This is a genomic window from Geobacillus sp. YF-1, assembly GCF_052692335.1.
The window spans coordinates 686,890-707,458 of record NZ_CP199850.1 but is presented as its reverse complement, the minus strand read 5'-3'; the positions used below and the strand labels follow the sequence as shown (position 1 = coordinate 707,458).

General features: G+C 53.7%; 20 protein-coding genes and 1 pseudogene. 10 read left to right on the top strand and 11 right to left on the bottom strand.

What is annotated here, in order from left to right:
• Nucleotides 1–2 precede the first annotated feature (2 nt).
• From ACTVIM_RS03545 to ACTVIM_RS03530, 4 genes are all read right to left on the bottom strand, one after another.
• Nucleotides 3–1,538, bottom strand: coding sequence for an alpha-amylase family glycosyl hydrolase (locus ACTVIM_RS03545; protein WP_445613652.1), 1,536 nt, complete (start codon nucleotides 1,536–1,538; stop codon nucleotides 3–5).
• Nucleotides 1,539–1,684: 146 nt separating this feature from the next.
• A complete protein-coding gene (locus ACTVIM_RS03540; protein ID WP_033019707.1) occupies nucleotides 1,685–2,527 on the bottom strand; it encodes a sugar ABC transporter permease in 843 nt (280 codons plus the stop codon).
• A complete protein-coding gene (locus tag ACTVIM_RS03535; RefSeq protein ID WP_445613651.1) occupies nucleotides 2,527–3,807 on the bottom strand; it encodes an ABC transporter permease subunit in 1,281 nt (426 codons plus the stop codon). Before ACTVIM_RS03535 ends, ACTVIM_RS03540 begins: the two co-directional genes overlap by 1 nt.
• Nucleotides 3,808–3,876: 69 nt before the next feature.
• Nucleotides 3,877–5,148, bottom strand: a complete 1,272-nt coding sequence (locus ACTVIM_RS03530; RefSeq protein WP_445613650.1) for a sugar ABC transporter substrate-binding protein — start codon at nucleotides 5,146–5,148, stop codon at nucleotides 3,877–3,879.
• A gap of 244 nt (nucleotides 5,149–5,392) precedes the next feature.
• Here ACTVIM_RS03530 and ACTVIM_RS03525 point away from each other — a divergent pair, with 244 nt between their 5' ends.
• The gene (locus ACTVIM_RS03525) at nucleotides 5,393–7,156 is read left to right on the top strand and encodes an alpha-glycosidase (RefSeq protein WP_445613649.1); all 1,764 of its coding nucleotides are present in this window, start codon (nucleotides 5,393–5,395) and stop codon (nucleotides 7,154–7,156) included.
• A 170-nt stretch (nucleotides 7,157–7,326) separates the two neighbouring features.
• On the opposite strand, the gene asnB is transcribed toward ACTVIM_RS03525, so the two are convergent.
• Complete coding sequence (gene asnB / locus ACTVIM_RS03520; RefSeq protein WP_445613648.1) at nucleotides 7,327–9,174, bottom strand: asparagine synthase (glutamine-hydrolyzing); 1,848 nt, start codon at nucleotides 9,172–9,174, stop codon at nucleotides 7,327–7,329.
• A gap of 249 nt (nucleotides 9,175–9,423) precedes the next feature.
• Here asnB and ACTVIM_RS03515 point away from each other — a divergent pair, with 249 nt between their 5' ends.
• The gene (locus tag ACTVIM_RS03515) at nucleotides 9,424–9,972 is read left to right on the top strand and encodes a DUF2777 domain-containing protein (protein WP_445613647.1); all 549 of its coding nucleotides are present in this window, start codon (nucleotides 9,424–9,426) and stop codon (nucleotides 9,970–9,972) included.
• 100 nt (nucleotides 9,973–10,072) lie between these two features.
• Here the strand turns inward: ACTVIM_RS03515 and ACTVIM_RS03510 are convergent, their stop codons facing one another.
• From ACTVIM_RS03510 to ACTVIM_RS03500, 3 genes are all read right to left on the bottom strand, one after another.
• The gene (locus ACTVIM_RS03510) at nucleotides 10,073–12,913 is read right to left on the bottom strand and encodes an EAL domain-containing protein (protein ID WP_445614299.1); all 2,841 of its coding nucleotides are present in this window, start codon (nucleotides 12,911–12,913) and stop codon (nucleotides 10,073–10,075) included.
• 877 nt (nucleotides 12,914–13,790) lie between these two features.
• A complete protein-coding gene (locus ACTVIM_RS03505) occupies nucleotides 13,791–14,144 on the bottom strand; it encodes a YisL family protein (protein ID WP_445614298.1) in 354 nt (117 codons plus the stop codon).
• A gap of 194 nt (nucleotides 14,145–14,338) precedes the next feature.
• Complete coding sequence (locus ACTVIM_RS03500; protein WP_033019690.1) at nucleotides 14,339–15,241, bottom strand: fumarylacetoacetate hydrolase family protein; 903 nt, start codon at nucleotides 15,239–15,241, stop codon at nucleotides 14,339–14,341.
• Nucleotides 15,242–15,692: 451 nt separating this feature from the next.
• Here ACTVIM_RS03500 and ACTVIM_RS03495 point away from each other — a divergent pair, with 451 nt between their 5' ends.
• Nucleotides 15,693–15,863 (top strand): aspartyl-phosphate phosphatase Spo0E family protein, encoded by a 171-nt coding sequence (locus tag ACTVIM_RS03495; RefSeq protein WP_051985075.1) that lies wholly within the window; start codon nucleotides 15,693–15,695, stop codon nucleotides 15,861–15,863.
• 11 nt (nucleotides 15,864–15,874) lie between these two features.
• On the opposite strand, the gene ACTVIM_RS03490 is transcribed toward ACTVIM_RS03495, so the two are convergent.
• The 3 genes and pseudogenes from ACTVIM_RS03490 to ACTVIM_RS03480 all read right to left on the bottom strand — a co-directional run bounded on the left by ACTVIM_RS03490 (nucleotide 15,875) and on the right by ACTVIM_RS03480 (nucleotide 18,017).
• Nucleotides 15,875–17,044 carry a DUF418 domain-containing protein gene (locus ACTVIM_RS03490; RefSeq protein WP_445613646.1) on the bottom strand — a complete coding sequence of 390 codons (1,170 nt, stop codon included), beginning with the start codon at nucleotides 17,042–17,044 and terminating at the stop codon, nucleotides 15,875–15,877.
• Nucleotides 17,045–17,363: 319 nt separating this feature from the next.
• Nucleotides 17,364–17,792 (bottom strand): annotated as a pseudogene (locus ACTVIM_RS03485) (AMP-binding enzyme); the annotation flags it as partial.
• Complete coding sequence (locus ACTVIM_RS03480) at nucleotides 17,793–18,017, bottom strand: spore germination protein (RefSeq protein ID WP_033019685.1); 225 nt, start codon at nucleotides 18,015–18,017, stop codon at nucleotides 17,793–17,795.
• A 146-nt stretch (nucleotides 18,018–18,163) separates the two neighbouring features.
• Here ACTVIM_RS03480 and ACTVIM_RS03475 point away from each other — a divergent pair, with 146 nt between their 5' ends.
• The 7 genes from ACTVIM_RS03475 to ACTVIM_RS03445 all read left to right on the top strand — a co-directional run bounded on the left by ACTVIM_RS03475 (nucleotide 18,164) and on the right by ACTVIM_RS03445 (nucleotide 20,491).
• Nucleotides 18,164–18,388: a spore germination protein gene (locus ACTVIM_RS03475; protein WP_033019684.1), complete on the top strand. Its 225-nt coding sequence runs from the start codon at nucleotides 18,164–18,166 to the stop codon at nucleotides 18,386–18,388.
• Nucleotides 18,389–18,454: 66 nt separating this feature from the next.
• On the top strand, nucleotides 18,455–18,676 hold the full coding sequence (locus ACTVIM_RS03470; protein ID WP_033011654.1) for a spore germination protein: 222 nt from the start codon (nucleotides 18,455–18,457) through the stop codon (nucleotides 18,674–18,676).
• Nucleotides 18,677–18,689: 13 nt separating this feature from the next.
• Nucleotides 18,690–18,914 carry a spore germination protein GerPB gene (locus ACTVIM_RS03465; protein WP_033019681.1) on the top strand — a complete coding sequence of 75 codons (225 nt, stop codon included), beginning with the start codon at nucleotides 18,690–18,692 and terminating at the stop codon, nucleotides 18,912–18,914.
• An 81-nt stretch (nucleotides 18,915–18,995) separates the two neighbouring features.
• On the top strand, nucleotides 18,996–19,598 hold the full coding sequence (locus ACTVIM_RS03460; RefSeq protein WP_445613644.1) for a spore germination protein GerPC: 603 nt from the start codon (nucleotides 18,996–18,998) through the stop codon (nucleotides 19,596–19,598).
• Nucleotides 19,595–19,786: a hypothetical protein gene (locus tag ACTVIM_RS03455; RefSeq protein WP_033019677.1), complete on the top strand. Its 192-nt coding sequence runs from the start codon at nucleotides 19,595–19,597 to the stop codon at nucleotides 19,784–19,786. Before ACTVIM_RS03460 ends, ACTVIM_RS03455 begins: the two co-directional genes overlap by 4 nt.
• Nucleotides 19,783–20,160, top strand: coding sequence for a spore germination protein GerPE (locus ACTVIM_RS03450; RefSeq protein ID WP_033019675.1), 378 nt, complete (start codon nucleotides 19,783–19,785; stop codon nucleotides 20,158–20,160). Before ACTVIM_RS03455 ends, ACTVIM_RS03450 begins: the two co-directional genes overlap by 4 nt.
• A 109-nt stretch (nucleotides 20,161–20,269) precedes the next feature.
• Nucleotides 20,270–20,491: a spore germination protein gene (locus ACTVIM_RS03445; protein WP_445613643.1), complete on the top strand. Its 222-nt coding sequence runs from the start codon at nucleotides 20,270–20,272 to the stop codon at nucleotides 20,489–20,491.
• The last annotated feature ends 78 nt before the right edge of the window (nucleotides 20,492–20,569 follow it).

The following is a 20,569-nucleotide window of genomic DNA, read 5'->3' as shown; positions in this document are numbered from 1 at the left end:
CTTTATTCATCTGCCCGTTTGGCTCGTTTTTTCACCATGTATAAAAACAAGATGAATAGCGCGTAAACCGCGACTAGCGCGGCGATAAACGGGATGTTGATCCCCGTTTTGTCCCGCAGTTTGTACACTTCCGCCGTTTCGCGGTCCAATACAAGATCGTAGCCGTCCTCATCGCCGCGGACGAGATCGTCCAATAAAAAGCCGCGCAGCTCTTTGTTTTTCGGCAGCTGATCGTTCGTCAAATGAACGTGCTGCGTTTTGCCCGTATTGTTGATGGCGATGACAGTGGTTTCATCCCGATAGCGCCGCTTGAACACCGCCATGCCGTCTTTTTCATACAAGAGCGTAAAATCGCCGCGCCGCAACGACGGCAGCTGCTGACGGAGCGGGCCGATTTTTTTCAAGTAATCGATGATTTCCGGGTCGGCGCGGAAGTCCATCAACCGGCGGTTGTCCGGATCGGGGCCGCCGTTCATCGCGATTTCCGTTCCATAATACATAATCGGGATGCCCGGGGCGGTGAACAAATACGTCATGGCCAGTTTGATGCGCGAAATCGGGTTGTTGCGGTTGTCAATCGCTAGCTTCGTAAACCGGACATTATCATGGTTGTCCAAAAACGTCCCGAGCCAATACGGGCGGTCGTAAAACGTTTTGTTGTATTCCCAGACATCGTAGAGCGGGCGGAGCGAAGCATCGCGCCTCGCAAGCGACTGCTTCACCGCGCCATACAGCGGGTAATCGACAAACCCGTCGATGCCGTACTTCCCGTAATCGGCGATATAGCGCGGATCGTCGCTCCACACTTCACCGAGAAGGAAAACGTCTTTTTTCACCGCCTTCACTTCTTTAGAAAATTCTTGCCAAAACGATTTCGGCACATGCCGCACCGTATCGAGCCGGTAGCCGTCAATGTCGGTCTCTTTGATCCACCATTTGGCGGCGTCAATGAGGTATTTTTTCACTTCCGGGTTTTCCTGCGCCAAATCGGGAAGCCCATACACCCAGCCGTTTTCTACTTGCTTTTGATTGTTCCAGTCAAAAATCTCTTTCTTCGGGTGGAACCAATCTTTTTTCGCCGGATCATGGAGCCACGGATGGTCGTAGCCAACATGGTTGGCAACAAAGTCCAAAATGACTTTCATGTCGCGCCGGTGCGCCTCTTTGACCAGCGTTTTCAAGTCATCGAGCGTGCCGAAATGCGGGTCGACGCGATAAAAATCTTTGATCCAATACCCATGATAGCCGCCCGGCATGTTTTCAAAAATTGGCGTCAGCCAAATGGCGGTAAACCCCATTTCCTTGATGTAATCGAGCTTCGCGGTCACTCCTTTTAAATCCCCGCCAAAATATCCTTTTGGGTCGTTGACATTGACGTCTTGGTCGTTCGTCGGATCCATATTGTTGAAACGGTCGACCATAATGAAATAAATCGCTTCGTCTTGCCACGTCCGTTCTTCTTTTTCCGCCGCCGCAGCCGGCATGGCATAAAAAAGAAGGAACGGAAGGATGAACAGTACACCAAGACGGTTCCCCATTTCCGTTTCCCCCCTTTACTGTGAAAATGTCGAACTGACGCGGGATTTTCATCCCCGGGTGGAGGGCAGATCGCGCTGCCCATGGAACTTTTCTATCCGTTTAGCTGTGTGGAAACGGGTAAGCCCACTATTTATGATAGCGGTTCTTACCCTTTTGTGCCACCCGCTGTTAAGCCAGAAATCAAATATCGCTGCAAGAACAAAAAGACGATGGCAATCGGAGCGGCAATCAAAATCGAGCCGGCGGCGAAGCGAGTGAAGTTGTTGGCAAACCGGTCGCTGATGAAATTGAACAATCCGACCGCCAGCGTAAATTTATCCGGATCGCGCAAGACGATCGACGGCAGCAAAAAGTCGGTAAACGGCGCCATGAAGTTAAACAAGGCGACAACGGCCAAAATCGGCTTGGCTAACGGGAGCATGATGCGGAAAAAGACGCCGAAATGACCGGCGCCATCGATGCGCGCCGCCTCGTCCAATTCGCGCGGAATCGTGTCAAAATAGCCTTTCACAAGCCAGGCGTTAAACGGGATTTGCCCGCCGACATAAATGAGAATAAGCCCCCAGAGCGAATCGAGCAAATGGAGCATGTCAAGCAAAATATACAGCGCCACCATCGCCATGAGCGAGGGGAACATTTGCAAGACTAAAAACAAGTACAGCCCCGTTTTCCGCCCGACGAATTTGTAACGCGAAAACGCATAAGCGATGAGCGCCGTGAAGAAAACGGACAGCGCCGCGTTCACCGCCGCGACAAACAAGCTATTTTTATACCAAAGCAAATAATCGCTTTGCGGGCTGGTAAACAGCCATTTGTAATGCTCGAGCGTCCATTTTTCTGGAATGAGCGATGCCGAGTACAAACTTGTACCCGGATTGAGCGACATGCTGATGGTCCAAAGAAGCGGATAAGCGATGACGACAAACATGAACGCGATAAACAAGTAAATGAGCGTGACTTCGATATGCGATTTCCATTTGCGCTTCATTAAATGTTCCCCTCCTCTTTAAAGGAACGGGTGCGCCGGAACTGATAAACAGCAAACCCGCACACAATCAAGCCGATGATGAGCGAAATCGCAGCCGCCATATTGTAGTTGTTCGTCGTAAACGTCAAATCGTACACCCACGAAATAAGAATGTCCGTTCCGCCGGCGTTTTGCCCGCGCACGGCCGGACCGCCATGGTTGAACAAATAGATGATGTTGAAGTTATTGAAGTTCCCCGCGTATTGCATGATCAACAGCGGAGCCGTGGCGTACAGCACATGCGGCAAGGTGATCGATTTAAACTTTTGCCAGTGCGTCGCCCCGTCGATATCGGCCGCTTCGTACCAATCGCGGGAAATGCTTTGCAAAACGCCGGTAAATAACGCAAACACAAACGGGAAACCAAGCCATGTCTGAATCAAGATGAGCGCCACTCTCGTCCAAAACGGGTCGGTCATCCACGGAACCGACAACCCAAACAAACTCAGCACCTCACGGTTGATCGCCCCGAATTTATCGTTAAACATCGCGGCAAACACCAAAATCGTGACAAACGCCGGCACGGCCCACGGCAAAATGAGCACCGTGCGGATGAATCGTTTCAACTTAATGCGCGGATCGTTGACGAGCAGCGCCAAAAACAGCCCAAGCGCGATTTGCATCGTCGTCGCTACGACCGTCCAGACGATCGTCCACGCGAGGACGCTGAAAAACGTGCTTTTCCAAATCGGAATGGAGACTAAGTTTTTGAAGTTGTCAAATCCGACCCAATTCAACAAATGCCGCGGCGGTGAATGATACAAGTTGTAGTCCGTAAAGGCGAGCGACACCATGAACAGCAGCGGCAGCACAACGACAAACAAAAGCATGACAAGCCCAGGCGTGACAAAAATGTACGGAAATCCTCGGTCCCATGCGTTCCGGCACGACTCAACAAGCGAGGGAAACGGCTCGCCGCGCTGCCGCCGGCGGGCGTCGTTGCGGGCGTCAATGACGTTGGCAACGTGCAACGCAACGGCAAAAGCGATGATGATCACGGAAACAAGCCCTTGAATCAACAAGAAAATCGAATGATCGAGCATCGGGATTTCGCCGAGGGTCACCAGCCCCCACAGCCCGATATTCAAAAAGTTATAAAAGGTGATAAGGAACGCCGCTTCGATGATGAGGAACAAAATTCCTTTGATATAGCGGCGGTTGTACAATTGTCCAAGGCCGGCAAACAGCAATGACAGCGCCATCGCCACCGCCGGCCGATGACGGACGTTCGCTTCTGGCATCGGAACTCCCTCCTATCGATGGATAAGAACGGTGGATAGGGATGATCCTATCCACCGCCATATGACGTGTTATTTTCCAGCACCGCTGGCCGCGATTTTGTCTTGAATCGTTTTGACCGCTTCGCTGAGCACCGCTTTCGGGTTATCGCCTTTCGCGATGAATTGCAGCGCGTTGCCCATCGGCTCCCATACTTGCGACATTTCCGGCACGTTCGGCATCGGTTCGCCGTATTGGATTTGCTCAGCAAAGCCGGCGATCAGCGGGTCGTTCGTGATTTTTTCGTTCGTCAACGCTTTTTCGTTTGCTGGCATTTCGCCGGCCACTTCATAGTAGTGAAGCGAGTTTTCTTCGTTCGTCACGAATTTCATGAAATCGACTGCCCACGCTTTGTTTTTCGAATAAGCGGACAACATCCATGTTTTGACACCCACAAACGATTTCGGATGTTCGCCGTTGTCGAGCACCGGCAGCGGCGCCGTCGCCAGCTTGTCGCCTAACGCTTCCTTGTACGAAGCAATGTTCCACGGACCGGTGATGGCGACCGCTACGTTCCCTTTCGTAAACAGCCCGTTCATAATATCGCCGGTGATTTCTTTCGGGATGTAGCCGTTTTTAAACCACGATTGGACGAGCTCTGCTCCCTTGACGGCTCCGTCGTTGGCCAAACCGATGTCGCTCGTATCGTATTTGCCGTTTTCATTTTTGAACACATAGCCGCCGTAGCCGGCGAAGAACGGATAAACGAAGTAGAAGTTCGCCGCTTCCATTAAAAAGCCGTATTGGTCTTTCGCCGCATTCGTTTTTTCTTTGGCGATCTTCATCAACTCATCCATCGTTTTCGGCGCTTCCGGCACTAAATTTTTGTTATAGAACACGCCGTATGTTTCCACAACCGCCGGCACACCGTACGTTTGGCCGTCATACGTCACCGCATTGACAGCGGTCTCGCTGTACTCGCCTTTCGCATCGCCAAGGTCAACCGGATCGGCCAGCCCTTGCAGCACAATGTCGCCGATGCGGTCATGCGGCTGGTAGAACACGTCCGGCCCTTTGCCGGCTGGGCCGTCAAGCGCCAATTTTTTCGTTTGGTCAAGCATGTTGACGGCGACCATTTCAATTTTGATTCCGGTTTTTTCCGTGTACTTTTGGAAAATATCCTTCAATGCTTGTTTTTGTTTTTCATCATCGTTCACCCAAACGACCAGCTTTTCCGGTTTCTTCGCTTCTTCGGTCCCATTGTTGGTCTGTTTTGGCTGCTCCGCATCCCGCTTCGGCCCGCAGGCGGAAAGCAGACCGACAAAGAGCACCGCCATGAGAAACAACGACAACGCTTTTCTCATAATCCCCCTCCTAAACAAGAAAGTTTGAGAACACGGCCACAGTGCAACCATTAGGAAATCGTTTGCACAATCAAACAACGACGTTATCGATGAAAACGATTGCACCGTTCATCTCTATTATATCGCCTTTTTTCTATTTTACAAGCTCTTTTTCTATAAAATTTGACTTTTCTTCTCTTCTTGTTTTACTCTTTTTTTAAAGAGGAAGTGATGCAAACGATTGCTTTTGTAAGGAGGATGCCCCGTGTTCAAAGAGGCTGTTTACCATCGTCCAACGGACAACTTCGCTTATGCTTATGACGAACGAACGCTTCATCTTCGGCTTCGGACCAAAAAAGGGGATGTCGACAAGGTGGAGCTGCTGCACGGCGACCCATACGAATGGCGGAACGGCGCTTGGCAATTCGAAACGATGCCGATGAAAAAAACAGGAAGCGATGAATGGTTTGACTACTGGCTGGCGGAAGTGCAGCCGCCATACCGACGGCTGCGCTACGGATTTGTGCTCCACGCCGGGGAGGAGACGCTCGTCTATACGGAAAAAGGGTTTTATCTGACGCCGCCTGCCGATGACACCGCTTACTACTTTTGTTTTCCGTTTCTCCATGACGTCGATTTGTTCCATGCCCCCGAGTGGGTGAAAGACACCGTCTGGTATCAAATTTTTCCAGATCGATTCGCCAACGGCAACCCGGCCATCAACCCCGAGGGAGTACGGCCGTGGGGAAGTGAAGATCCGACGCCGACCAGCTTTTTTGGCGGCGATTTGCAGGGGATTATCGACCATCTCGATTACCTTGTTGACCTTGGTGTGACCGGCATTTACTTGACGCCGATTTTTCGCGCGCCGTCCAACCATAAATACGATACCGCCGATTATTTTGCGATCGATCCGCATTTTGGGGACAAAGAAACGTTGAAAACACTCGTTCAACGCTGCCATGAAAAAGGCATCCGCGTCATGCTTGACGCCGTATTCAACCATTGCGGCTACGAGTTCGCCCCGTTTCAAGATGTGCTGAAAAACGGGGAATCGTCGCCGTATAAAGATTGGTTTCACATTCGCGACTTTCCGCTGCAAAGCGAGCCGCGGCCGAATTACGACACGTTCGCGTTCGTCCCGCAAATGCCGAAGCTCAACACCGCCCATCCGGACGTGAGACGCTACTTGCTTGATGTCGCGACATATTGGATTCGCGAATGCGATATTGATGGCTGGCGGTTGGATGTTGCCAATGAGATCGACCACGAGTTTTGGCGTGAATTTCGCCGCGCGGTGAAAGCTCAAAAACCGGACGTATACATCCTCGGAGAAATTTGGCATGATGCGATGCCGTGGCTGCGCGGCGACCAGTTTGACGCCGTGATGAATTATCCCGTTGCAGACGCGGCGCTTCGCTTTTTCGCCAAAGAAGAGATAAACGCCCGTGAGTTCGCCGAGCGATTGATGCGCGTGCTTCATTCGTATCCGTCCACCGTCAATGAGGCGGCTTTCAACTTGCTTGGCAGCCATGATACACCGAGAATCCTCACCGTTTGCGGCGAGGATGTCCGCAAGGCAAAGCTGTTGTTTCTGTTCCAGCTGACATTCACCGGCTCACCGTGCATTTATTACGGAGATGAAATCGGCATGACGGGCGGAAATGATCCCGGGTGCCGAAAATGCATGATCTGGGACGATGACAAGCAGCATCGCGGCCTGTATGAGCACGTCAAACAACTGATTGCGCTCCGCCGCCAATACCGGGCCTTGCGTCGGGGCCATATCGCCGTTTTGCATGCCGATGAGCAAACGAATCAGTTGGTTTATGAAAAAACAGACGGGGACGAAACCGTTGTCATTATCATCAACCGCAGCAACCAGGCAGCCGACATTCCACTCCCGTTCAACGCGAAAAAGAAACGGTTAGTCAACCTGCTCACCGGCGAACGGTGGGCGGCCGAAGCGGATGGCCTTTCCGTCTCGTTGCCGGCGTATGGGTTTGCGCTCTATGCCGTGGAGAAGTAGCCGTTTTACCGAGAAGATTCCCCCGAGATAAAGAAAACGAAACGATTGCCATAGTGAAAAAATCAAAGGGCGCCGAGTCTGACGCCCTCCTTGCACGCGCAGCCGCTATTCTTTAATGCTAATGATATTTTTCGGTCCGCAAGCTCTCGTCTAACCTAAACAAGCAACAGTCATTCTGTAATCACAATGCCGTAATGTTCAAACCAAACATGCACTTGGCCAAGGTAAGCGAGCAGCTGCGGGCCGGTCATCAGCTGGCCGAACCATGGCACTTGAAACGATTTCCCTTCCGATTCAATGAGCGCAGTCAATTTTTCTCGGTCGAACAGCTCATGCAAAACGGAAGAGCGATCGCGGAGCAGCTGCTCCAGCCATTGTTTGACGAGTTTCGTATAGTAGGGATGATGCGTTTTCGGATACGGGCTTTTCTTCCGGTAGAGCACCTCCGTGGGCAACAGCCCTTCGAGCGCCTTGCGCAAAATGCCCTTTTCCCGGCCGCCATACATTTTCATCTCCCACGGGATGTTCCAGACATATTCAACGAGCCGATGATCGGCAAACGGCACGCGCACCTCAAGGCTCGCTCCCATGCTCATTCGATCTTTTCGGTCAAGAAGCGTCGTCATAAACCAAATCATATTTAAGTAAAACAACTCGCGCCGTTTGGCATCTTCAGCGCTCTCCCCCTCAAGGCGCGGCACCTCGGCCATCGTTTCTTCATAGCGCATTTGCACGTAATCGTCGAGCCGAAGCTTTTGCCGCCATTCCTCTTTTAACAGGCCGATGCGCGCCTCAATCGATCGCATCCACGGGAATCCTTTGCGCGCTAAATCATCCGGGCGGTGAAACCACGGATAGCCGCCGAAAATTTCATCGGCACATTCCCCAGACAAACTGACGACAAATTGCTCACGAATTTGCTTGCAAAACCAGAGAAGCGACGAATCGATATCCGCCATGCCGGGAACATCGCGGACGATGACGGCATCCCGCAAATGGCTGAACAGTTCGTCTTGAGTGATCACACAACGATGATGAATCGTTTGAAATTGGCTTGATACTTGTTCAATAAACGGCGCATCCGTATTGGGCTGAAAATCGTTTGCTTGGAAATAGCGATCGTTTCCTTCGTAATCAATCGAGTACGTATGCAGCGGCCCCCGGCCATCGGCAGCAAACGCCGTCGCCGCGATGGCCGTAATGGCGCTCGAGTCGACACCGCCTGATAAAAACGTGCATACCGGCACATCGGAAACCAATTGGCGCTTGACCGCATCGGTCAATAAAAAACGAAGTTTCTCCACCGTTTCGGCAAACGAATCGCGGTGGATGTCGCTTTCGACGTTCCAATACCGCCAACGGCGAAGCCCGGAGCGAGAGAACGTGAGCGCGTGCGCCGGACGCAGTTCTTGAATGCCGCAAAACACCCCGTGCCCCGGCGTCCGCGACGGCCCGAGACCGAATACTTCCGCCAGCCCTTCGCCGTTGATTTCCGCTTTTACTTCCGGATGGGCCAAAATCGCCTTGATTTCCGATCCAAACAGCAGCCCCCCATCTGCTTGGCGATAAAACAGCGGCTTGACGCCGAGTCGATCGCGCGCCATAAACAGCTGCTCGCGCTCCTCATCCCAAACGGCGAAGGCAAAAATGCCGTTGAGCCAGTCGACGCATTGCTCTTTCCATTCCATATAGGCAGCAAGCAGCACTTCGGTATCGGAATGGCCTTCAAACGTATAGCCTTTGCCCAGCAGTTCTCTGCGAATCTCTTCTGTATTATACAGCTCGCCGTTATAGACGATCGTATACCGGTGCCCACGTTGGTGCCGGGCCATCGGCTGCTTGCCGCCCGCCGGATCTACGACGACGAGCCGCTTGTGGCCAAAGGCGACATGAACATCCAGCCAAATGTTGGTATCGTCCGGTCCGCGCTGAGCCAGCGTCTCGGTCATGTGAGCAATGACCGCCTGCTCGCGGCGCAAATCGCGGCCGAAATGGACCCAGCCAGTGATGCCACACATATGAATCAATCCTTTCCTGATCGAAAATGGCAAACAGGCGTTCTCCGCCTTCTCCATTTCCTTTCCCGTCTCGTTTTTCACGGCATTGGTCAGCGATCGCCTGTTTTGACGACACGACCGCCCATTTTCCATCGGCATGGTTTCATTTTATGCAGCGTCTTTTCGTTCGTTGAATTGTCCAATCATGGCCACCGCACGAATAAACAAACAAAAAAATGGAAAAAACGAACACAAGGAGGAGGAAACGCCGTGACGATCCAAGAACGACTGCAATCGATTGCTGAACAACCGCGGGCTTATGTGCATGGAACTGCCGAGTTGGTCAATGACGAATGGATCTTTTTTGATGACGAATCCGACGAAGCGTCTTTAGTGGAGGAAGTCGCGGAACAAGGGATCGAACTGTTCCGCGGCGGGCATTGGTTATCCGGCCAATGGCAGGAAAACGGCGCCGTCGCCACCGATCTTGGCGTTTTTCCTGTTCGCCATGGCGATCGCCTCCGTTTTCGCAAGCCATTGACCTATGCGTATCAACAGTGGCTTCTTTCCCTATCTGACCCATCCTTTTTCCAGTTCGTTCATTGGCTGAACGGCCTAGGTTTTTCTCTTTACGATTGTTTGTATTGCTATAATGGCTTGCTGTTCGCCCGCCCTATCGGTGTGAACTTTATCATTTATGATAACAGCGAGCAAATCGGCAGCGTCCACCATTATTATGAGCGCGGAAAACGGGCGAGCGACCGCTTTGAAATCACCTTCAACAGCGGAAAGCGGGCCATTTGCGCCCAGATGGGCTGACCGGCAGCCCGCCTTGGGAGCGTGCGAAACCTTCCGTTGCGCCGCTTTGCCCGATGAGCGGGCTTCGGCCGTTTGGGCGGCAGCATGACCGCTAGACGATTTATTTCCGAACTCCGGCCACATACGGAGTCGCCTCTTCCGCCATCAGCGGCGGGCATAGCGCGTACCCTTGCGCATACGTGCATTGCAAATCGCGGAGCCGATCGAGCTGTTCGACCGTTTCCACCCCTTCCGCGATCGTCTCGAGCCCGAGCCCTCGTCCCATCGTGATCATCGCTTTGACAATCGCCTCATCCGACGCGTTCGTATGCAAGTGCTCAATAAACGCCCGGTCGATTTTCAAAATGGTGGCCGGCAGCTGTTTTAAATAATGAAACGACGAATATCCGCTGCCAAAATCGTCGACAGCGATCCCAACCCCTAGCCGCCTCAGTTCATCCATAGTTCGCAGCGTGCTGGGGAGATGGCGCAACATCGAATGTTCGGTCAGTTCAAGATGCAGGCAAGACGGCGGCAGCTGCGACTGTCTGAGCGCCTGTTTCACATCGCCGACAAACCGTTCGTGCTGAAACTGGACGGCGGAGACATTGACAAACACCGCTAGATCATCGTTGCCTGTCATCTTCTGCCATCGTTTCGTTTGCAGGCACGCCGTCCGCAACACCCAGCGGCCGATTTCATGAATGACCCCGGTTTCCTCGGCCAGCGGGATAAACTCATCCGGACGCACGAGACCGAGTTTCGGATGACGCCAGCGAACGAGCGCCTCCGTCGCCTTCACCGCCCCTGTATGTATGTCCACGATCGGCTGATAACAAAGAAACAGTTCATTTTCTTCCACCGCCTTGCGCAAATGGCTGTCCATTTCGAGCCGATGCAGCGCCTCCTCATTCATTTGGGCACTGTACCGCTCGACCCGGTTGCCGCCGACCTTTTTGGCCCGATTGACTGCGATGTCCGCGTGGCGCAACAGCGCCTGCTCATCCGCTCCATCGTCAGGAAAAACAGCGAGCCCAATGCTCGCGGTAATAAAAAATTCTTTTTCGCCATACACGGTCGGCTTCGCGACTTCCCGCACAACGCGGAGCGCCGTTTCCATCGCCCCTTCTTCCGTTTTGAGCGGAAAAAACAAGCAAAACTTGTCGCCGTGAAACCGGCCAAGCGCGGCGCCGACGGGCAAGACGCGTTGAATGCGCTCGACAAGCTGGCGCAAAACGCCATCACCGGCGTAATGGCCGATGCTGTCGTTGATCCATTTAAACCGATCCAAGTCGATCAACGCAACGGCTGTTTTTCGTTGCTTCCGCCTCGCTTTCTCAAGCTGCTCAGCCAGCAGCTCTTCCCACTTCGTCCGATTCGGCAAATTCGTATCGGGATCGTAATACGCCAAATAGGCGATTTTTTCTTCCGCCTTTTTTTGCTCCGTAATATTGTGCCCGATCCCATAAATGCCGACCTTTTTTCCATCGATGATGATCGGGATGTTTTTGATTTGAAAAAGAAGGCGCTCCCCTGCTTTCGTTGGGATTTCCAGCTGATACGTTTGCACCATCCCGCGCAGCGCCCGATAAAAATAACGGATGACGCGCGGGATGTCGCTCGGTTGAATGTACTTCAGCGAGTTCGTATGCAAAATCTCCTCTTTCCGGTAGCCCAGCACGCGCTCAAAGGCTGGATTGACGCTCGTAAAATACCCATGCAAATCGGTCGAATAGACAATATCTGTATTATGTTCAAACAACGACTTATACCGTTGCTCCGACATTTGCAGGCGGGCATGGAGGCGCTCCATATCACGCGATGCGGTGGCCATCAACTGGGCCAAGGCCATCACCCCATCAGGCGGCGTTGGCAACGGCGCTGGCAGCCCACTGTCTGCCACTGCCGATGTTTCCGACAGCGAAACCGCAGCAAACACGGCCGGTCGCACCGGAGCATAAGCGTCTTTAACGATCACTTCCACCGCGGGGAATAATGCCGCTGGCTGCAGAGCCGCCGCCATGCCGTCAAACAAGGAACGCGTATACCCGCCCAGCGCCGCGCTATGATACAGCCACATTCCGCCGGTTGGCTGCTTGGCGGCTTGTCCAGCCAAATCGCGCCCACTCCAGTACAGCGACGGGGCATGCACATAAGAAAACCGCACTTTTTCCCCTTCACGGACGCGGCCGCGCACGACAACCGCCCCGTCTTGATCAACCGCCACAATCGGCAGGCAAACATCCTGCCCATTCCGTTCCACTAGAAACGGGAACTCCACTCCCGACAGCGGCAAACGGTCAATGAACTCTTTTCCCAAGTATCGTTCCAAATAAAGCGACGCCTTTTGTCCCTCCAGCTCCACAAGCCGCTGGCCGCGGCTTTTCGTCACGGTGAACGCCAACCCAACCGGCTCCCACAAAACCGGCGCAAAGCAGTGGCTGCGAAGCGCCGGGCCACTGAACGAAACAGCGACTCCCCCGCCCTCCAACCGGCCGTCACGCGAAACTAGCACGCTATGTTCCGGCAGCGCGCACCCAACGATGACCATCCGCTCATTCACCAGCGGCACATGGCGAAGCAAAGAAGGCAAATCCGCGCGGCGATCGGTCAGCAGCAGCAGCCAAGCGGTATCGTCACGAAGGATCGCCTCGGCCACCAACGCTGCCAGCTCTGTGGGACGGGCGAATTCACTCGCCGGCAGCTCCAGCATGGAAACGCTGGAAACGGCCAGTGAAGCGGCACCGATCATGAGTGAAGCGTCCCCCACCATAGCCAGCGGGCTAGTCATCCCGATCACTTCGGATTGCGGCCAATGGTGAGCCAGCGCCTCAATCGCGCGGCGCACGTCCGTTTCATCATGGCCAGCAACTTGTACAAACGGAGGCTCGTCCGCTAAGAAGCGATGCTCCCTAAGCCAATCGTGCAACTCCTCTACGCGGCGGCAGCCAAAAAACCGCATCAACGATCAGACCCCCTTTCATTGGACATCCGGAAAAGCCCGAGTGAAGCCGATCGAACAATCAGGCGAGCAAGCAGCCCCACCTCTCATGCCCCACGCTTCTCAACCAAGCAACCGCCAGAAGGCCACCATCCCAACCGTTCATTATGAAAAACCGCCCCCTCGTCCATTTCTCTGAAATAGTCGACTCGTAAGCGCCGGGCAGAGCAGTCAGCCGGGTCGCTTCGAACAAAAACCGCTTGAGAACCGCCGTTTTTCGTCACAGTTATTCGGACAGAAAAGATCCATGGTCAACGTTTTGCCCTCCACCCGGGGGAGGAAAATCCGCGTCAGTCCTGCATTTTTACAGAAAAGATCCACGAGCAAGGTTTTGCCCTCCATCCGGGGAGGAAAATCCGCGTCAGCTCGGCATGTTCACGGAAAGTTCCATGGGAGACGTTTTGCCCTCCATCCGGGGAGGAAAATCTCGCGTCAGTTCAATATGTTCACGGAAAGTTCCATGGAGAGCGCGACCTGCCCTTCACCCGAAGATGAAAAGGGCCGCTTGCCAACATTTTTTCACAGAAAATTAGGAAAATAAAAAGCAGCGTTCCCTTTCCCCCTTTCCGGCGCGGAAAGGCCGCTTCTCCCTCATCTTCATGGGCAGCCAAGCTGCAGCCGGCGGATCGTTTGGCGATCGCCGGCGGACAGGAGCGGGCTTTCTCGCCGTGAACAGAAGCCGCCGGTTGATCCCGGCGCGGCGAAAAAGCGGCTGACCGAAAAAGCGATCTCCCTTCAAGAAAGACGCAACATATCGTGTGGCAGAGAAGGAGCCGTTGTTTGTCTATGGCGATGAGAGAGGGCGTCCCGGCCTTTTGGGACACCCCCTTTGTTGCGCCTAAAACAAGTCAAAACCGAGCGGCAGCATCAACCCTAAAAACAACGTGACCACGAGCGCAACGATCCATTGCATCCATCCTGCCACCGTGCGTTTTCCTTTTTTTTCTGCCGCTAATACCATTTCCATCGCCCCAATCACCCACAGTCCGGCGAGCGCCTTCAACCAATAAAGCGGTGAAATCGTCGTGATGCCATGCAACAGCATCAACCCTGTCGCCAGCGTAATAAGGTAAAACAGCCGCAACACCATTTGCACAACCTTCGCCTTGCCTGCTCCCCGCCGCACCATCGATACGGCGATGAGAAACAGCACGATCGTGATCAGCCAGCTCGTAATATGAGCATGCGTCAATGTCCATCCCTCCAACGTTTCCATGTTCATCCCCATCATAGCATGGGCGGCGGATCATTGACAAACACGATGACAGCCGAACGCGTCGTTTCCCGCTTCCCGAACCGCGAGCGGCGACTGGAAAGGGGCGGCTTTTTGCGGCCGTGGCAGCAGCACAGCCGGCGCTTGGTCGCCGTCGGCTGCCTACGCGCAAGTTACTCGCCCACTTGGTTGCGCAGCGTGCCGATTCCTTCAACCGTGACCTCAACGACATCGCCCGGTTGCAAAAACCGCGGCGGATTCATCCCTTTTCCGACTCCCGCCGGCGTGCCTGTGGCGATCACGTCGCCCGGTTCAAGGGTGATGCCTTTGGAAATCGTCTCAATGATCGCTTCCAGCGAAAAAATGAGTTGCGTAGTGCTCGCCTGCTGGCGCACTTCGCCGTTGACCCGCGTTTCAATCCGCAAGTCGTTCGCGTGTGGGAGCAGCGATTTAGGCACAATCCACGGCCCCATCGGACAAAACGTATCCAAACTTTTTCCGAGGAAATACTGTTGGTGCCGCTCTTGCAAATCTCTGGCGGTCACATCATTGATGATCGTGTATCCAAATACGTAATCGAGCGCTTCCTCGCGGCGGATCGCTCGCCCCCGTTTGCCAATGACCACCGCCAGCTCCCCTTCGTAATCAACTTCATCAGTGACATCGGCATGGCGCAAAATCGTTTCACCATGGCCAATCACCGTCGTCGGCGGTTTTGTAAACACAATCAAATGTTCGGGAATCGCGGAGCCGCCGAGCTCAAGGGCGTGATCAGCGTAGTTTTTCCCAATGCAAAAAATGTTTTTGGCCGGCCGTGGAATCGGGGCCAACAAACGAACGGCATCAAGGTGAAAGACGTAGTCGGGCTTCGGCTGGCGAAGCGCCCAATCAACGACCTCTTGCGCCCGCGCCAAAAATCGCTCTCCTTGCGCGATCGCAGCCAACATCGAAGCCGGTATCGTCTCCGTTCCGCTCATGGCCCGCTCCGCACCGCGCAAATGAATCACCGTCGTTTCCCCTTCTGACACGGCTCCAACAAACGATTCTCCGTTGACAACCGCTGTGACAAGCTTCATATCCTTCTTCCTTTCCATAATCCGTCTTCCGTTGCCCTAGCAAAAACGCGGGTCAGCGCCCTCGACCGTTTCTGCCTGTAGCAAAGCTTCCACGTTCTCCTATTCGCCATCGAAGCCAAAACTCCTGTCTCTTGTAGAATTTTGTCTAAATTAGGAAATTTATCACTTATTTTCTCGAATCTCTTTCTTTTTTCGTCGTTCTATGTATAATAATGTTTAACTTCCCCTCTCGCCGTCCGCAACTTTAGGAGGCTGATGATTGGCTGGCGCAACCGCCTCTCCGAATCGGTTCTCAAGTGAAAAAACTTGTGCCTCAGCCTCTATGTTCGCGTTCCAGCATCGATCAAGGCAAACAGCGATTTTTCACCAACCTTTTTCGGTGCGCGCTGGACGTTTTTTGTCTACGACGGCATGCCTTAACCGACATTCCAACGAATTGATGGTGAAGGAAATGGTTCTCCTGCTCATTGAAGAAAAGCGGCAACAGATGATCGAGCTCGCGCTCACCTACGGACTAACGGCAAAGGAAACGATCGAATGCAGCCAACAACTCGATCAGTTGATCAATGAATATTTGCGCCAGACCGGTGAGTCGAAGCAATCTTGTCCGCCCGTTCAATAACGGCGGGTTTTTTATTGGCTCGGCCGGCGGCGGAACGGCGGCCGTTTTCCGTACGTCGCCCATCGCCAAACCCATTCGGCGGGTCCAAAATAAAACGACTGAAACCAAGGGCGGCTCACCCACACTTGCAGTGCATACAATCCAACGGCCAGCAGCGCTCCTTGCCATTCCTCCACCCTTCCATACCACCCAAGCCCGTAGCTGTAAAACAACGATGTGCAGATGAGCGACTGAAGAAGATAATGGGTGAGCGACATTCTTCCCGCGTCTTGCAGCCAGCGCCACGCCGGCCGTCGATTGGCTTTCCCGCCAACCAACACGGCGGCTGCGGCGTAGAACCCCGCCAAAACCGTGCCGCCAACGTTGTCTTGGATATACATCGTCAACGCGTTGGCCCCAGCCCAATACGGAATCGTTTTTAACGTCAGACCAAGGCATAGCGACACGACCATGAAGCGGCGCAACGTCGCGGCCGGATAGCGTCCGGCCTCAAGCCAGCGCTCTTTGGCGGCATAGGCGCCGAGAAGGCAAAACGGCCATACCGCCAAAAGCGTAAATAGAAGCCCACCATCGCTATTGAGATACAACCAATCGTGCCATCGTTGCCAAAACACATCGCGAAACGTTCCGCTTTGGTAATGGTGAAGAGCAACGGACGCCTCCGCCTCGCGGTCATTGGCTGCCCCCATCCAACCGGCCACCATACTTATGGCCAGCAACAAGGTCATGAAGCTGTGAAAAAGGAAAAAACTAACGAGCGCTGTCGTCCGCCACCAGCGTGAAGGGACGTTCATGAACAACAGCAATATCAGCCCAACAAACGCGTACGGAAGTAAAATGTCGCCAAACCATAGGCCGAACGCATGAATGGCGCCGAACGCCAACAAAAGAAGGAAGCGGCGCAGCAAAATCGGAAGCGGCCGCTTCCCGCGCTCGCGCAATCGGTGGTAAAGGACGACCGTGCCGAATCCGAATAAAAAGGCAAACAGCGGGTAGGTGCTCGCTTCAAACAAAAGATCAATCGCTGCGGCAACCGCACGGTTGAGGGCGCCGTCGCCGACGTCTTCCACATATAACGCCGGCGACGAGAAATAGCGCATGTTGACAAGCAAAATGCCAAACAAGGCAAAGCCGCGCAAGATGTCAGCCGCCGCGATCCGTTCTGCCGATAAAGGTGTCACCAAATCCCTTCTTTCTATCTTTTCGCTATGCCGAAGGAGGCGGCTTACTGAGTGGGCAATCTCATGTGATCGCCAAACGTTTCGCCCTATTACGGAACAGTCGGCACCCTTGCACCGCCAAACCCTCCGCCACCTATCATGATCTCCTGCCGTTTTCTCTAAGGTTGGTGATTTAGGAAGCAGGCCGCTTATCAACCTCGTTTCTCAAATCGAAAAGCCCATCGTCTTCCACACGCTCCCCCTCATTGCTTAAAAGAAACAACCGTATTTCGCCAGCCTTCGATCTCTGTTGTCAGAGCAGCCCGCGCACGTCACGCCATCAGTTGACATAACGCCCTGTTTTTCCCATCGAATCCCAATATTGACGGCGCAAATGCACTTTTTGAATTTTTCCAGACGCGGTCTTCGGCAGCTCATCCACAAACGTTACACCTGTGATCGCTTTAAAATGGGCCAACTTTTCCCGCGAAAAGGCGATCAACTCTTCTTCGCTCACCGTATGCCCCGGTCGAACGACGACGAACGCATGCGGCGTTTCCCCCCATTTTTCATGCGGCACGGCGATGACGGCCGCTTCAAGCACGGCCGGATGTTCATAAAGCGCCCCTTCGACTTCAATCGAGGAAATGTTTTCTCCTCCGCTAATAATAATATCCTTTTTCCGGTCGACGATATCAATATGCCCGTATTCATCGACTGTCGCCATATCCCCTGTATACAGCCAACCGTCACGAATCGTTGCAGCTGTCTAGTTGTTTCCTTTCACCCCGGCATCAAACACATCGGGATCTACCGTATTCGTGACGCTGCAAAACGTGTTTGTTTGCAAAAAGTCACCCGTATTGCCGCCGCCGGCACCGGAGTTGGTTTTCGCGGTACTTTTCGGAGCGATTTGCAGCACATCTCCCATGTTTACGGTGCCGTTGCCGCTGACGTTGGTCACTTTAATCCCGCCGATGACGATCGCTGGCATCGCCTTTCCCTTCCTTTCTGTCCCTTCCCTTTTTTTATTATATGCCGCAATGATACCGGCTCGTTGGACACCTGCCCGGCGCTGAACCGAATTTCCCTTCTTTACATACAATACGATAGCGATGCCATCGGAAGGAGGAAAGTGCTATGCCCTCATTTATCAGCGGACCGATTAAAATTACCCATGTGAGCGGAGATGGAACGGTCAACTTCGGGGACGTATTGCAAATTGCCCCCAAGAGCACAGCGAAAGCCCACACAGGTTCAGGTGGAAGCAACAACGGAGATTTTATGCAGACGAATACATTTATTAGTTTCACCAATACCGGCGATCCGGACGTCTCCGACTCGAACAATGCCGCAAACAATTGAGGGGAACGTTTTTCGGTGCGCGCCCATACATTATGGATAAGGACGCTGTGAAAGGAGCATGCCCCCATGCCGGCTTTTGTCGGGATCGTGAAACTGAACAGCATTGGAAGCAGCGGCGTGTTCCATATCGGCGATGTGTTTGCCATTTCTCCGCAAAGCGTGACCAAAACGTTTGCCGGTGCCGGTTCGTTCAATACGGGCGACGGGCTCCACGTTTACAACTATTACAGCAACACGAACACGAACGACGCAGATGTCGCTGACGAAAACGTCGTCGGAAACGTATAAGGAGGAAGAGGGGATGCGTTTTTACATCAGTCAAAGCATTTGCATCCACCAGCTGCGGATCGGCTCAGTGACCAATTCATCGGTTTTGCAGATCGGCAGCGCCGGAAGCATCCAAGCGCTGTCGACGCTCGCCAACACGGGAGGCTTCTCCGAGCCGGCGCCGCAGGCCATCGTGCCGCTAGGAACAGCGGTGCAGCCGTCCGCTCCGCTCGTTCCTCTCCATTCCGCCACCCGCTAAATTCAACACAAACAGTGATGATGGCAAAAGGCCGTCCATATATTGAAGTAAGAGGGGACTTGGAGAGGATGATGGCGTCCGATGAGTGTCTATGACTATTTCGCCCAGCTGCACCGCTATTTAGTATGGCAGACGAACAAGATGCGCGCGTTGGAACGCCGGCTTCGCACCCTTGAAGCCCGGCTTCAAGAAATCGAAGCCCAGCCGCGCACTTCGATCGAACGAATCGAATATAAATTTGATCAGCTCAAAGTCGAAACGCTGGAAGGCACGCTGAACATCGGCATCGCACCGCCCGGGGCCGGCGGGACGATTGAGGACTTGGCTGTAGAGCCGGTTAAAACCGTCGTTCCCAAACCGGAACCCGTGCTGATGCGAGCGATTCAGGAGAGGGTGGCGGCGTACCTAGGCAAAGAAGCGCCGGAAACGCTAAAGCAGCTTGAGCAGCGATACGGCCGCCGCCTCGATGATCCGTACCGCCAATTTATTTTGCAAGACATCGGTCGGCAAACGGAAGAGCGCATTCGTTTTTATTTGCAGGAAAAAGCCGCCAGTGGCTATATCCCGACCGCCGACCGCGATGAGGCAACTGAAAACGAAATTTTTCAGAAAGTCAAAGCCGATATTGAACAGTCGCTCGATATGTTTTTGAAACATTTGCCTTCAGGAGGAGAACAGACATGAACTATACGGTCATCAACCGCGATGTACACGTCGGCGCAATCCGCCTCGTGGCTGTTACGAGCGCCTCGCTGTTTTTAATCGGCGATGCTGATACGATTCACTTGGCTTCGGCGTTTGACACGCCGCCGGAGTCGCTCATTATCGGCCCGTTCGTTCCGCTCGTGCCGGCTCGAGGGGAACAATCGTGAAACGGACGTCGGTGGTGCAAACGTTTCACGCAGAAACCCTCATCATCAGTTCGGTACTGCAAATCGGCGACTCCGAGCGGATTTCCGCCCGTACACGCGCCTTGGCCGTTCAGCGTCAATATGAGTTGTTTTTCGGAGCAGAAGGAGAACAAGTATTCCCGATTTTCACTAAACCGATCCCGCGCTGGCTTTCACCGCCGCCGATCACTGTCCGCCAAACGATCCACGAATCCCCGGTTCTTTCTGTCCGTGATGTACGCATATTGGCGATTTCTTCATCCGCCGTCGTCCAGATTGGCTCCACTTCAACGGTTGAGGCGGAAGCAAGAATAAAACATATACGCGAGCTCGCCGCTCCGGAGCTAGGGGCGTAAACGAACGAGCCCGGAACGAACCGCCAACCGCACGCTCCGGCACTAGGCGCCAACAGCAGGAACCGATTCCTTTTCGACGTCGCTATGCCTTGGCTGAGGAGGTTTGAACATGCCTTCATTCGTCGGTCCGATTAAAATTAACAGCGTCGGCAGCGGCGCTGTTGTCCAAGTGGGCGATTGTCTGTATATCGCACCGAAAGTCGCCACCAAAACGCAAGCAGGATCCGGAGGATTCAACACCGGCGACTTTGTGATGACGAACAACGCCATTAGCTTTACGAACGCCTTTGACCCGGACGTGGCGGATCAAACGGTCGCGGCCAACAACTAAAGAGGGGCTCGCCAGGCCCCCTTTCCATTTGTAACGTCCAGCCATGAACGATGCCGGCCAACGAGGCGCTATTGGCTG

What these genes read in the sequence shown, in the direction of transcription:
- ACTVIM_RS03540 (WP_033019707.1), bottom strand. Translation starts at nt 2,527, where the DNA reads ATGAAGCGCAAATGGAAATCGCATATCGAAGTCACGCTCATTTACTTG.
- ACTVIM_RS03475 (WP_033019684.1), top strand. Translation starts at nt 18,164, where the DNA reads ATGCCCTCATTTATCAGCGGACCGATTAAAATTACCCATGTGAGCGGA.
- ACTVIM_RS03460 (WP_445613644.1), top strand. Translation starts at nt 18,996, where the DNA reads ATGAGTGTCTATGACTATTTCGCCCAGCTGCACCGCTATTTAGTATGG.
- ACTVIM_RS03535 (WP_445613651.1), bottom strand. Translation starts at nt 3,807, where the DNA reads ATGCCAGAAGCGAACGTCCGTCATCGGCCGGCGGTGGCGATGGCGCTG.
- ACTVIM_RS03445 (WP_445613643.1), top strand. Translation starts at nt 20,270, where the DNA reads ATGCCTTCATTCGTCGGTCCGATTAAAATTAACAGCGTCGGCAGCGGC.
- ACTVIM_RS03455 (WP_033019677.1), top strand. Translation starts at nt 19,595, where the DNA reads ATGAACTATACGGTCATCAACCGCGATGTACACGTCGGCGCAATCCGC.
- ACTVIM_RS03465 (WP_033019681.1), top strand. Translation starts at nt 18,690, where the DNA reads ATGCGTTTTTACATCAGTCAAAGCATTTGCATCCACCAGCTGCGGATC.
- ACTVIM_RS03545 (WP_445613652.1), bottom strand. Translation starts at nt 1,538, where the DNA reads ATGGGGAACCGTCTTGGTGTACTGTTCATCCTTCCGTTCCTTCTTTTT.
- ACTVIM_RS03510 (WP_445614299.1), bottom strand. Translation starts at nt 12,913, where the DNA reads ATGCGGTTTTTTGGCTGCCGCCGCGTAGAGGAGTTGCACGATTGGCTT.
- ACTVIM_RS03500 (WP_033019690.1), bottom strand. Translation starts at nt 15,241, where the DNA reads ATGAAGCTTGTCACAGCGGTTGTCAACGGAGAATCGTTTGTTGGAGCC.
- ACTVIM_RS03480 (WP_033019685.1), bottom strand. Translation starts at nt 18,017, where the DNA reads ATGCCAGCGATCGTCATCGGCGGGATTAAAGTGACCAACGTCAGCGGC.
- ACTVIM_RS03470 (WP_033011654.1), top strand. Translation starts at nt 18,455, where the DNA reads ATGCCGGCTTTTGTCGGGATCGTGAAACTGAACAGCATTGGAAGCAGC.
- ACTVIM_RS03495 (WP_051985075.1), top strand. Translation starts at nt 15,693, where the DNA reads ATGGTTCTCCTGCTCATTGAAGAAAAGCGGCAACAGATGATCGAGCTC.
- ACTVIM_RS03530 (WP_445613650.1), bottom strand. Translation starts at nt 5,148, where the DNA reads ATGAGAAAAGCGTTGTCGTTGTTTCTCATGGCGGTGCTCTTTGTCGGT.
- asnB (WP_445613648.1), bottom strand. Translation starts at nt 9,174, where the DNA reads ATGTGTGGCATCACTGGCTGGGTCCATTTCGGCCGCGATTTGCGCCGC.